The organism is Streptomyces sp. NPDC005791 (assembly GCF_042871485.1).
In the GTDB taxonomy this organism is placed as follows: domain Bacteria; phylum Actinomycetota; class Actinomycetes; order Streptomycetales; family Streptomycetaceae; genus Streptomyces.
On sequence record NZ_JBIAIP010000025.1, the window covers coordinates 12,898 to 25,259 of the forward strand.

Consider the following 12,362-nt stretch of genomic DNA (forward strand, 5'->3'; position numbering starts at 1 on the left):
ACCGCAGGCGGAATATCGAGCGCGTTCGTTCGATTGCTCTCCTTGCAGAGATCGTGGGAGGGGGCGCTGGTGGCCGAGCTGATGTTGTTCCGGCAAGACGTGAACGGGCGGGATGTCGAGCTGTCCGGTTCGACGGTGGCGCTAGAGGTGGAGCTGCAGCGGCGGGTCGAGGCCGGTCTGGAGCAGATGCTCGGCATTCGGTTTCTGGCGTCTGAGTATGCGACCGGCCCGTGGCATCGGGGGCGGATCGACACCCTGGGCCTGGACGAGAACGGCAGCCCGGTGGTGATCGAATTCAAGAAGGGCTCCGACAACGGGGTTCTGTCGCAGGCCGTCTCATATCTGTCCTGGCTGGAGTCGGCACACCACGAATTCGAGTCGCTCGTGCGGAAGGTGCTGGGCGCGGAGGCCGCCGAGTCGATCGACTGGCGTCGTCCGCGGATGGTCTGCATCGCGGCCGGCTTCTCCCATCACGACCGTGTGGCTGTGCAGCGGCTGCCCGAGCGCATCGACCTGGTGCGCTACCGCATCTTCGAGGGTGGCCTGCTGAGCCTGCTGCTCGTCGACCCCTCGCCCGGCTTTCCGTCCGCCGCTTCGCCCCGGCGAAGCCGGGAGCGAGACGTAGCGGTCGACAGCGCGGCGGTACCGGTGGCTCCTTCGCTAGCGGGTGCCGGCCTCGTGCCAGCGTGCCTGCGGGCCCTGTACGCGGAGCTGGACGACGCACTCACGGCGTGGGGCGAGGTCGAGGTGGCAGTCCTACGGCACTACATCGCTTACCGGCGGCTGGTGAACGTGGCGTCGGTGATCTTCCGTCCGAAGCACGAGGCGATCCTGGCGTACCTCAGACTCGACCCGGACACGGTTGCGCTGGAGGAGGGCTTCACCCGGGACATGCGCGGCATCGGGCACCTGGGGGCCGGGGACCTGGAGGTCCGACTCGCCTCGGCGGCCGACCTGGAGAAGGCGGCACCGCTGATCCGGCGGGCGTTCGAGACGGCCTGACGCAAGGAGAAGTGCGGCTGGCGCATCGACTACTCGATGTGCCAGCCGCCCTTCGGCGTTCTGTATCCGGTCGGTTCCGGACTCCCCGTGCTCATGCTCATGCCTCCGGTCCGGCCAGCTCGAAGTCGTCCTTCGTCAGTTCGGCGCGGAGCCTCTGCTCGGCGACGTCGGCGTAGTGCGCGGACAGCTCGACGCCCACGAAGCGACGTCCTTCGCGCAGGGCCGCGACCCCCGTGGAGCCGCTGCCGGTGAACGGGTCGAGGACGGTACCGCCCTCGGGGCAGACCTGGACGAGCTGCTGCATGACCTCGATGGGCTTCTGGGTGATGTGGACCCGGCCCTTGCGGGGCTGGGAGGCGATGTAATGGCCTGGAAGGTAGAGGTCGCGGGTGTTGTCGAGGGATCCCTTGACGCCCCACAGGATGAACTCCGAGTCCTGCTTCGGCCCGCCCTTTCGAGGCCGGCTGGAGGGCTTGATCCACGGGATGGTGCCACTCCAGGTCCACCCCGCCATCTGCAGGGCGTCGGAGGTGGTCGGCTCCTGGCGCCAGTCGGTGAAGACCATGACGACCGCGTGTTCGGTCGAGGCCCGGTAGGACTCGGTGAGCAGTTCGGTCAGCCAGGAGCGGTAGGAGCGCTGGTCTCGGTTCTCGCCGGGGAAGTCGGCGAGGTCGTGAGCCGAATTGCTGGTGACGTACTTGGCTCGGGCGGTGCGGCCGGTGCGGTCCGCGCTGGTGCGTCCGCCGGAGTTGTACGGCGGGTCGGTGATCACGGCTTGGACGCTCTCGTCGGGGAGGGACTTCAGGACGGTCAGGGCGTCGCCTCGGTGCAGCGTGTAGCTCATGGGAAGGGCCTCTTTCAGGGCACGGCGGATCTGGACCTGCTCCGGACAACGCTCAAATGCGTTCGGCTCGGGCGAGGTTGCACCGGAGGTTAACGGCGCTTTCCGGCCGTGCCTAACGAGGCACCCCCTGCTGCGGCTTCGGGGACGGGGGTCGTTTGGTGCGGCCGGAATCCCGGCCTACTGTCTCGCCGTGTCACCGGGCCGGAGCTTCACTCCACCCCCGCTGACCTGTGCTTATCCGTGCTGTCTCGTCCAGGCGAGCGGCACGGGAGGCATGTCGCCCACACGTTTCCCCTGACGTCCGGAGGCCCCGTGCACTGCCTGAGATTACGAGCGCGGCCGGCTGCCGCGCATGTCCTGAAACCGGCGTCCGGGAGTCACCAACTCCCCTGACCGGGGCCCGCCCGAGGGCGGATGCACATCGGCGCGGTGCCGACGGCTTTGCACGAGAGGTCGGCACCGCGTCTCCTTACGAACACCGAGGAGCCGCTGCGATGCAGCATGCCCTGAAACGCCCACGCCCTGATCCTCCGTCGCCGTCGTCCGGTCGGCACCACCGCCTCGGTGAACGGCGGCCGCGATGAAGAAGACCACTGGAGCCCTTGTCGGTCTGTGCGCGACCGGCCCGCTGCTGCTGGCCGTTCCGATTCTCGCCGTCGGCGCCGGGACCGCCTCGGCTTCCTGCTCGACCGACGGTGCACAGGGTGTGGACAGCGCCGCCGTCGCCAAGCAGGTGAAGGCCATTCTGGACGGTGGCGACAAGGGCTCGGTCTCCGTGCCGGGCCTGGACGCGCCTGCCGATCAGGTGCCCAATGCCAAGACGATCCAGGCCACCGGCGTCGCGATGAACATCCCGGCCCGAGGACAGGTCGTGGCCCTGGCGACCGCCCTGCAGGAGAGCGGTCTGCGGAACCTGACCTACGGCGACCGCGACTCGCTGGGGTTGTTCCAGCAGCGACCTTCGCAGGGCTGGGGCACGGCGAACCAGATCCTCGACCCGGTGCATGCCTCGACCAAGTTCTACGAAGGGCTCAAGAAGGTCTCGGGCTGGCAGTCCCTGTCCCTCACTCAGGCCGCCCAGGCGGTGCAGCGATCGGGCTTCCCGGACGCCTACGCCAAGTGGGAGCCGCTGGCCACCGCTCTGCAGGAGGCCATCGAGTCCCTGCTGCAGAAGGCCGGCGACGGGTCACCGAGTCCTTCTTCGTCCGGCTCGGCCGGAACCAGCAGCCCTTCATCCGCTACCGCGGGCGGCTGTTCGGCGGACGGGGACGGGACCGACTTCGGCACCATCCCGGCCGGCGCGCTGCCGGACGAGTACAAGATCCCCGCCACCGCTCCGCGAGAGGTGCAGACGGCGATCCGGTGGGCGCTCGGCCAGCTCGGTACGCCGTACCAGTGGGGCGGGAGCTGCACCGACTCCCACGGCAAGAACCCGATGGGCCGGTGTGACTGCTCCTCCCTGATGCAGCAGGCGTACAAGGCCGCCGGGGTCACCCTGACGCGGACCACGTACACGCAGGTCAAGGACGGCAAAGCCGTATCGGTCGACGTCCTACAGCCGGGAGATCTCCTCTTCACCGAAGGGACGGCCGCCATGCCCGAGCACGTCGGCATGGCCATCGGGCAGGGCCTGATCGTCCACGCCCCGCACACCGGTGACGTGGTCCGGATCACGACCCTCGCGTCCTGGAAGCCGCAGGTTCTCGCGGCCCGCCGAGTCGTCTGACCGGCGCTTCCCCTCCCCCTCTTCCCGCACCGCCGCTTCGCCCCAGCGGGCTTCGGCATGCTTTCAACCGAACTGGAGTTCGCAATGTATCTCGCTGACCAGGTCATCCAGCTCGCTTATGATCCCGGGATCAAGCCCAACGAGGGCGGCCTGCCGGGCCTGTCCGTCCTCAAGCAGGTGATGGGCTCCATCAACCTGTTCGGACTTGTCGCCGTGGTCGGCGCCCTCGCCGTCAGCGCGGGCGTGTGGGCCTGGGGCCACCACTCCGGCGGTCACCAGGCCGAGGCGAACGGCAAGAAGGGCGTGCTGGTCAGTGCCGGCGCGGCCCTTCTGCTCGGTGCGGCCAACGGCGTGGTGGCGTTCTTCAGCACGCTGGGAACGCAGGTCCACTGATGGCTCAGCATCCCACCCACCCCGGCGGCGCATCTCGCGTGTGCCGCCGGGCGCTGCTCGGTACCTTCGTCCTGGTGGTCCTCGTCGCTCTCGCCGGCCTGGCCGCCTACCTCACCCGCGACAGCAGGAGTCCCTCCGAAACTCCCGCTCCACCATCGAGTTCACCCACGGCTTCCTCCTCCCCCGCGGTACCCACTGACCCGCCCACGCCGGGCATCCATTCCGGTGCTCTCCCGGTCCCGCCGAAGACCAGTGACCCGATCGAGTTCGGGAAGGCAGCCGCCGCAGCACTGTGGTCCTACGACACCCGCGCGTACTCGCAGAGCGAGCTGCAGAAGGCCCTGCGCGGGTGGCTGACCACGGAGTCGAAGTACGCCGATCCGGCCTCGGTCGACAAGGTCGTGCCCTCGCCCGTGCTGTGGCAGGAGATGGCCGCCAACGGCCAGTTCGCCACCGCCACGGTGAACGAAGGGCACTTCCCGAACGCGTTCACCCAGGCCCTTCAGGAAGACCCCGGCGCGATCACCCAGGCGTACGTGTACGCCGTCACGCTCTCCGGCAAGCAGACCATCGCCTGGAAGGGCTCGCCCGCCGGCGGTGCGGAGAGCCGTTCCACCACCCTGGCCGTGCAGTGCCGGCCCGACCAGTCCTGCGCCCTGGTCGGTGTCCTGCCGTCCGTCGCGCCCTGACCCCCGCACAAGGAAGGAGGTACCGCCATGGGAGTCTGTGACTTCCCGCTGATGGACAAGGTGTGCGGCGCCGTCGATTTCGCCACCAACCCTGCCGGAGCTGTCACCGACGGCATCGGCGCGTGGATCGCGAAGTCGGCGGGCGAACTGGCCGCGAGCGCGGCGGATCTCGCCGCCAAGGCCGTCAACGCAACCACTGCCATCGACCTCAACGCCGGGTGGTTCCGGGACAACTACGAGCTGCTGCTGCCCATCGGGCTCATCCTGACCGTCGGGACGTTCTGCATCCAGTTGATGTTCGCGGCCTGGCGCCGGGATGAACGCGCCCTGGCACAAGCAGCGATCGGCACCATGACCGGTGTCCTGTTCAGCTTCTGTGCCATCGCGTTCACGTCCGTCGCCATCACCGTGGTCGATGCGTTGTCCGACGGCCTGTTCCAAGCTGCCAACACGTCGGTCGACGATGCGATCCGCCGTGTGGTGAAGGTCAACCAGATCGGGGCGATGTACGGCCTGGGCTGGGGCGTTCCGGCTCTGGTCGCCTTCGGGTGCGCGATCGGCGCGTTCCTGTACTGGGGTGTGATGGTCGCGCGGAAGGTCGGCGTCCTGGTCATGGTCGCCCTCGCGGTCTTCGCCAGGGCCGGCGGAGGCTGGGAGGTGGCGAAGCGGTGGCGGCGCGGGTGGATCGAGGCCACCGCGACCCTGATCGTCTCCAAGCTCCTGATGACCGTCGTATTCCTGATCGGCGTCTCGGCGATGGGCAAGTCGGACGCCACGGACGGCATGTCGGCCCTGTCCGACGCGATGGCTGGCATCGTCGTGATGGTGCTGGTCCTGCTGTGCCCGTACGCGACGTACAAGTTCGTGCACTGGGCCAGCGACGGCGGTGGCCATGACGACCTGCACCGCACCAGTGTCGCCGGCATGGCGGTCGCCGCCGGGGCGGCGAAGACCGCGGGCAGCATGGCGATGCGGGTCGGCACCGGAAGCATCGCCCCGCAGGGGCCGAGCCAGGTCCCTGGGGCGGATGCCGACGGGGTCGCCTCCGGCATCAATCCCACCGGCGGCAACCTCAGCAAGGAGGGCATCGATGCCGGTCCGCCCAGGCCGCAGACCAGCTTCCGCTACGGCGAAGAGCCCAACGCCGCCGGCGACAAGGGTCGGGCCCTGATCCAGCGCCCGGGGATCCCGCCGCTGATCACCCGCACCGGCGAGGACGAACCAGAAGGGTCCGGGGTGACTGCCCAGGGTGTCACGGGCGGATCCGATCACCTTGCCGGCACATCGGCTCCTGGCGGCGACCTGTCCTCCATGCCGCTTGTCGGTCCGGCGCCCTCGGCCTCCGCTCCCCCGGCCATGCCGCCGTCCCCCGCCGGACCATCGGCTGCCGGTTCTCCGACGCCGACGAACTGGGTGTTCCCCGCCCAGCCGCCCTCGGGTTCCTGACCCACCACCCCCAGGGGGCGGGCTGCACTCTTCAGCCCGTCCCCGCCCCGCCCGGCCAGCAGAAAGGTTCCGTCATGACCTCCAGAAGAGCGCAGCACGCCCCGCCCTCCGCCCGCTCCCACCGTCTGGAACCACCATGTCCGGCAAGCACCAGGCCGAAGCCACGGCCACCGTCAAGTTCCCCCACCTCAGCAGGCGCGGCGTTCTGCTCGGTCTGACCGTCCCGCAGTTGACCGTCGTCGGCCTCACCGGCCTGCTCCTTCTCGGCGTGATTCTGACGCGCGGCGTGGTCGGCGCTCTCGAACTCATTCCGCTGTGGGCGGTCATCGCCCTGCTCGTCTTCGTTCGCCACCGGGGCCGTGCCCTGGCGGACTGGGCTCCGATCGTCAGCCAGTACACCCTGCGCCGGATGCGCGGCCAGCTCATCTGGCTCACCCGGCCTTCCCGCCGGCCTATCCGCGAAGGCCTGCTCCACCTGCCCGGCACCGCTGCCAGTCTGCGCGTGGTCACCGCCCCCGACGGCCGGTACGGTGCGGTCCACGATCCGCACAGCAACACGTTGACCGCCGTGGTCAAGGTCTCCTCCCGCGCCTACGCCCTGCTCGACCCGGGCACCCAGCAGGCCAACGTCGGCGGCTGGGGACGCGCGCTGGCCGCACTCGCCCGCACCGGGCAGATCGCTCGCATCCAGGTGATCGAGCGCACCGTCCCGGACTCCGGCGACGCGCTGCGCCGCTACTGGGAAGAGCACGGCCGACCCGACACCCCGATGGCCGGCGCGATCTACAACGAGCTGATCCAGAGCGCCGGCCCCGCAGCCGCCCCGCACGAGGCGTACGTCGCGGTGTCCCTGGACACCAAGGCGGCCCGCCGGCTGATCAATCAGGCCGGGGGCGGTCTCACCGGTGCCTTCAGTGTCCTCGCCCAGCTCACCTCGACGTTCGACCAGGCGGCGCGGACTGCGGGTCTCACCCCGACGGGTTGGCTCACCACACGCGAGATCGCCGCCGTGGTGCGCACCTCCTACGACCCGAAGGCGCTGGCGACACTCGACCGCTGGTCCACGGCGGGTCGCCCCGAGGCCGAGCCTGCCGCAGCCGGCCCCGTCGTGGTCGTCGAGAAGGCGGACCACATCGCCACCGACTCCGCGGTGCACGCCACCTACTGGGTGGAGAACTGGCCGCGCACCGAGACCAGCGCCGGCTTCCTGCACCAGCTCCTGTTCACCGGCGGGGTGAGGCGCACGCTGTCGCTGTCCTACGAGCCGAAGGGCCTGGACGCAGCCCTGCGCGACGTGCAGCGCAAGAAGTCCAGCGTGATCGCCGATGCCTCCGAGCGTGCCAGGCGCGGCCAGGTCGACTCCGAGGCCGACTCGATCGAGTACCAGGACATCAAGTCCCGCGAGCGCCAGCTCATCGCCGGGCACGCGGATGTCGCCCTGACCGGGTTGCTGACCGTCTCGGCCGACTCCGAGGACGAACTGCGCACCGCCTGCGCGGTGGTGGAGACCGCGGCCGTCGGTGCCCAGCTCGACCTCCGGCCGCTGACCTGGCAGCAGGCCGAGGCGTTCACCGCAGCCGCCCTGCCGCTCGCCCTCGCAGCCTGACCTCCCACTTCGGAAGAGCACCCTCATGTCCCGCACCGCCAGCCCGACCGCGCAGGACTTCGTGCCCTTCGCCACCGCGGCGCTCGACTTCCACCGCGCACTCAACATCCCCGGCGGACCGCTCGTCACCAGCCGCGCCGAGCTGGACACCCTGCACGCGCACCTCGTCTCGCTGTACGGGCTGCTCGATGCCCACACCGCCCGGACCGGGAAGCTCGTGTCCGGCGAGGGCGAGCAGCTCCGCACCGCCCGCATCCGCATCTGGCAGGCCGCCGAGCACCTCCACGCCGCCTACCACGCGGCACCTCGGCCCGGCTCGGGCGAGGTGCCCGAACCTGAGGTGTGCCGGGCCGGCCTGCCCGAAGGGGCACCGGAGCTGACCATCTGCCAGCGCCACCAGCGCACCGCGCACCTGGTACGGCGCCGCACCACCCCAACCGACCTGCACGCGCCATTCACCGGCCTCGTCCGCCGCTGACCTATCCCCCCTGTCTGGAGAAACGTTCATGCCCCGCACCCGCGCCAGCGCCTCTCCCCTGTTCGTGCCCCGCAAGACCTCGCGTGCCGAGCAGAGGGCGGCCCGAGCCGGCTTCGCCGAGGCCCGCCGCAAGGCCCGCCTCGCCGGAACCCCGTCCAAGCACCGCCCCGAGCAGGCCCTCGACCCGGAGCTGCGCCCGACCTACCCGCCGGCCGGTTGCCCCGGCCCGGCTTCGGCCCGCGGCGGCAAGCTCCGCCTGCCCGCCCACCGGATGACCACCGCCACAGCCAGCGGCGCCTACCCCTTCGTGGCCGAGGGCGGCCTGGGAGCGGAGGGCGTGTTCATCGGCCGCGATGTGCACGCGGAGGCCGCCTTCTGCTTCGATCCGTTCTCGCTGTACAACAGCGGCCGGATCGAGGGCTTCACGAACCCGAACGCGGTCCTGGCCGGGGTCATCGGCATGGGCAAGTCGGCGCTGGCGAAGTCCATCGCCACCCGGTCGATCGCCCACGGCTACCGCATCTACATTCCCTGCGATCCCAAGGGAGAGTGGACCGGCGTCGCGCAGGCCCTCGGCGGCTACAGCATCGCGCTGGGCCCAGGGCTCCCCGGCCGGTTGAATCCGCTGGACGCACCAGCCCGGCCCGCCTCCGTCAGCGAGGACGACTGGTCGACCGAGGTCCGAAAGCGCCGCCTGCTGCTCCTGGCCGGCCTGGCCCGCACGGTGCTGAAGCGCGATCTGCTGCCGATGGAGCACACCGCCCTGGATCTCGCCCTTGACCTGGTCGTCGCTGGCGCTGCCGCTCGTGGCACGGTGCCACTGCTCGGCGAGATCGCACACGCCCTCGGCTCTCCGGAACGCCTCGACCGGGCCCTCGGCCACCAGTCGGGACACCTCGGCTCTGCCGCTCAGGACCTCGCGCACGCTCTGCGCCGCTTGGTGCACGGCGACCTCAGCGGCATGTTCGACGCCCCCTCGACGGTGGCCTTCGACCCGTCCATGCCCATGCTGTCCATCGATCTCTCCCGGCTTGGAGGGAGCGGCGACGACACCGCGCTGGTTCTCGCGATGACCTGCGCTTCAGCGTGGATGGAATCCGCCCTCGCCGACCCCGACGGCGGCCGGCGCTGGGTGATCTACGACGAAGCCTGGCGGCTGATGCGGCACGTCGGCCTGCTGGAACGCATGCAGAGTCAGTGGAAGCTCTCCCGAGGACTCGGCATCGCGAACCTCATGGTCATCCACCGCCTCAGCGACCTGCTCAGCGCGGGTGACGCCGGCTCGCGCGGCCGGGTGCTGGCCGAGGGCCTCCTGGCCGACTGCTCCACCCGCATCATCTACCGCCAGGAGCCCGACCAGCTCGCCGCCGCCGCGTCCCTGCTCGGCCTGACCGGCGTCGAGACCCAGGCGGTATCCGCCCTGACCAAGGGCCGGGGCCTGTGGAAGGTCGCCGGCCGCTCCTTCATCACGCAGCACATCCTGCACCCGGCCGAACGCGAACTGTTCGACACCGACGCCCGCATGGCGGCCAAGGTCCGTGAGTTCACGAATACCGACGTCCTGCCCCCCGTGAACCCAAAGGTGGTGGGCCCCGCCGACCTGCACCTGCAGGTCACCACAGCGTGCCTGCGGGGATCGAACCCGCAGGAGTAGATGCCTAGCCCAACGACCGGCACAGGAACAAGGATCGATCATGTCTGCTTCCTCCATTTCTCCCGCCTCCGGCGAGGAGCAGCCGCCCACGGCTAACGATCCCCTGGCGTGGCGGCGGCATCTCCCGGCGCTGGCCTCGGCCGCCGTCGGCATCAATGAGGCGTGCGACGCCTGGGATGCGGTCTCGGACTCCCTCTGTGACGCGGACGGCTGGCCACTGGACGACAAGGTCTACGGGGATGGCAAGGTCAAACGAGACGCCGCAGCGTGGAAGCACGCCGAGGTGTTCCTCGACCACGGGCCCGAGGTGCTGGCCGGGGTCCGCTCCGCCGCCGACGGCCCCGACTATGTCCAGGGGCCGATCAGCGACGACCTGCGCCGACTGCGCGGGATCGACACCACCCTGGCCCGAGCGCATCAGCTTCGGCATGAGTGGGACCAGGTCATGGCACTCATGGACGGCTCGCAACCAGGCTCGCTCCAGCTCTACCAGGAGCGCGCGGAGGAGCACCGCAATTCCGAGGGCTGGCATTACACGCACGAGCTGTCCTACCAGGGCCCGGCACTCGTACGGGCAGGCGAGTACCTGGTCGGCCGGGCGGAGGCGGAACGGCCCGCGCAGACCGAACGGGCGCGCGTGGCCCTGACCCGGTCCACACCCGGTGCCCGGAGTATTCCGCCTGCTTCGTCTCCCGCTCCCCCGGTGGCGAATCCGGTGACCCCCGCTCGCCACTGCGGACGCCCTTAGCACCGAGTTACGGCAGCGCCAAACCGGCCCACCGCCGGATTCTCATGGACCACCCCCCTTTCCAGCCCCCGGGCCTGCGGCTCACGCCACGGCCCGGGGCATCCGGCAACGGAGAAACCCCATGCATTCCGACAACGTCCTCGTCACCTTCGAGCGGCAGGGCTCGCACGTCCGCGCGTGGATCAGCGCATCGTCCTCCCCGCCTGCGGCTTCCGCACAGGACCACCGGTACGCCACCCTCACCGCTGCCCTACGGCAACGCGGCCTGGAGTGCACCGTCGAGTACGGGCTCAGCGACTACATCGTCCACGCCGAACTCTCCGACGGCAGTTCACTGATCATCTCGCCACCCCAGGAACCTCCCTCCGAGAACCCCGAGTCCCCCGAGAGCTGGATGGCGACCCGTCACCGGTCCGCCGAGCCCACGGTGTACGAAGTGATCTACGACTCCGAGCCCGACGGCCCCGACGCCCGGCACGGCGGCAGCGTCCCTCATCTCCTCTCCGCCGTCGATGCCCGCCTGGACCGGCTCGGCGTGCCCCCGCGCCAGGAGCGCGGACCATCCGCCGAGGAGCACGCCGCCGGCGCCGTGCTCCACCGCGCCGGCTTCGTCCCCGCGGAGGCGGTCGGCGGTGCGCACTATTACCGGCTGCCCTCGGCCATGACCGACCCGGCCGAACAGCGACTTGCGGTGACCCGGGCCTTCGACATGCTGCAGGTCGAGGGCTTCCAGGCCCAGACACAGACGGGCAGGACCTTCCCTCCGACCTCTGCCTCGTCACGCGTGAGCGCCGCTCTCGCCCCCTCGCCGTCGGCCGGACAGCACGCACTCCCGGCCGGTCCGCCGGCGGAGCCGTCCACGCGCGCCGCGCTGCCACCCACACGTCCCTCGTCCACCCCTGGCCGTTGACCATCCACCGTCTCGGAGACCTTCGTGTACCGCACCGGAAGAAGCGAACCGTCCCCCGCCCACCACTGCACCCGAGCCCACCCCGGATGGATCCGCCATGCCCAGCCACTACGACGTGTTGCCCGATCTCGCCTTCGGCCACCACCCCGTCTACGGCATCGTCGCCGCGAACCCGAAGAACCTCACGGCCAGCACGTGGATGTTGAAAGGGTTCGATTTCCACCCCGTCCCGGACCAGCCGACGCTGTACGCGCTGGCCCATCAGGAACGTGACGGGCACGGCCGTACGAGCCGAGCAGTCGAGCTGCTGCGCAAGGCCGGCTACCGGGTCGACGTAGATGCCGCGCTCGATCCCTCCTTGGCATCCGACGCAGCACCTGCCCGCACTCGGGGCGCGCTCGGCGAGCCCGATGTTGCCTTCGCCGAACATCCGCAACTCGGCATCGTCGCGGCGATCGACGACCGTGCCTCTGGCCTCACCGGACTTGCCCTGGTGGAGCACGGCTGGCGGCACAACCCGATCCTGGACATCTACACGTTGCCCGTCACCACCGGCCGTGACGAGGCGCTGGGGAAAGTCGCCGGCGCCACACTGACCCTGCACTGGTCCGGCGTTCAGGTCGCAGTGCACCCTCGCCTCGCTCAGGACGTAGCAGCACGCCCCCGACCTGCCGCCGCAACGACCTCATCCCCTGTACGCGGCCAGGACACTCCCCGTGCATCTCCGGTCAGCGCCGCCGCGCTCGCCGCCAGCCCGGCCCGTGCGGGCCTTCCGGGCAAGCCACTGGCCCCCGCCCCCGTCACCCCGTCTGCGACGGCCCGGCCGGTTGACCCCTGCATCGCGTTCTCCCGCCCCCGCTGATCCA

At 70.3% G+C, this 12,362-nt stretch carries 12 protein-coding genes; 11 read left to right on the forward strand and 1 reads right to left on the reverse strand.

The window, feature by feature from the left end; translation table 11 throughout:
* The first annotated feature begins 69 nt into the window (after positions 1-69).
* The gene (locus tag ACFYSH_RS31985; protein ID WP_388757194.1) at positions 70-1,002 is read left to right on the forward strand and encodes a hypothetical protein; all 933 of its coding nucleotides are present in this window, start codon (positions 70-72) and stop codon (positions 1,000-1,002) included.
* A 97-nt stretch (positions 1,003-1,099) separates the two neighbouring features.
* On the opposite strand, the gene ACFYSH_RS31990 is transcribed toward ACFYSH_RS31985, so the two are convergent.
* A complete protein-coding gene (locus ACFYSH_RS31990; RefSeq protein ID WP_388757088.1) occupies positions 1,100-1,846 on the reverse strand; it encodes a DNA-methyltransferase in 747 nt (248 codons plus the stop codon).
* A gap of 580 nt (positions 1,847-2,426) precedes the next feature.
* Here ACFYSH_RS31990 and ACFYSH_RS31995 point away from each other — a divergent pair.
* The 10 genes from ACFYSH_RS31995 to ACFYSH_RS32040 all read left to right on the forward strand — a co-directional run bounded on the left by ACFYSH_RS31995 (position 2,427) and on the right by ACFYSH_RS32040 (position 12,358).
* Positions 2,427-3,572, forward strand: coding sequence for a C40 family peptidase (locus ACFYSH_RS31995; RefSeq protein WP_388757091.1), 1,146 nt, complete (start codon positions 2,427-2,429; stop codon positions 3,570-3,572).
* An 84-nt stretch (positions 3,573-3,656) separates the two neighbouring features.
* Positions 3,657-3,965, forward strand: a complete 309-nt coding sequence (locus ACFYSH_RS32000) for a DUF6112 family protein (RefSeq protein ID WP_030581509.1) — start codon at positions 3,657-3,659, stop codon at positions 3,963-3,965.
* Positions 3,965-4,654, forward strand: coding sequence for a hypothetical protein (locus ACFYSH_RS32005; protein ID WP_388757094.1), 690 nt, complete (start codon positions 3,965-3,967; stop codon positions 4,652-4,654). The genes ACFYSH_RS32000 and ACFYSH_RS32005 overlap by 1 nt, the downstream gene beginning before the upstream one ends.
* 27 nt (positions 4,655-4,681) lie before the next feature.
* The gene (locus ACFYSH_RS32010; RefSeq protein WP_388757097.1) at positions 4,682-6,100 is read left to right on the forward strand and encodes an ATP-binding protein; all 1,419 of its coding nucleotides are present in this window, start codon (positions 4,682-4,684) and stop codon (positions 6,098-6,100) included.
* Between the two features lie 136 nt (positions 6,101-6,236).
* Positions 6,237-7,706: an SCO6880 family protein gene (locus tag ACFYSH_RS32015; RefSeq protein ID WP_388757100.1), complete on the forward strand. Its 1,470-nt coding sequence runs from the start codon at positions 6,237-6,239 to the stop codon at positions 7,704-7,706.
* Between the two features lie 25 nt (positions 7,707-7,731).
* Positions 7,732-8,184, forward strand: coding sequence for a DUF6238 family protein (locus ACFYSH_RS32020; RefSeq protein WP_388757103.1), 453 nt, complete (start codon positions 7,732-7,734; stop codon positions 8,182-8,184).
* A gap of 28 nt (positions 8,185-8,212) precedes the next feature.
* The gene (locus tag ACFYSH_RS32025) at positions 8,213-9,838 is read left to right on the forward strand and encodes an ATP-binding protein (RefSeq protein WP_388757106.1); all 1,626 of its coding nucleotides are present in this window, start codon (positions 8,213-8,215) and stop codon (positions 9,836-9,838) included.
* Between the two features lie 40 nt (positions 9,839-9,878).
* Positions 9,879-10,586 (forward strand): hypothetical protein, encoded by a 708-nt coding sequence (locus tag ACFYSH_RS32030; RefSeq protein ID WP_388757109.1) that lies wholly within the window; start codon positions 9,879-9,881, stop codon positions 10,584-10,586.
* A gap of 121 nt (positions 10,587-10,707) precedes the next feature.
* The gene (locus tag ACFYSH_RS32035; protein WP_388757111.1) at positions 10,708-11,496 is read left to right on the forward strand and encodes a hypothetical protein; all 789 of its coding nucleotides are present in this window, start codon (positions 10,708-10,710) and stop codon (positions 11,494-11,496) included.
* 97 nt (positions 11,497-11,593) lie between these two features.
* A complete protein-coding gene (locus tag ACFYSH_RS32040) occupies positions 11,594-12,358 on the forward strand; it encodes a hypothetical protein (protein ID WP_388757114.1) in 765 nt (254 codons plus the stop codon).
* Positions 12,359-12,362: the final 4 nt, after the last annotated feature.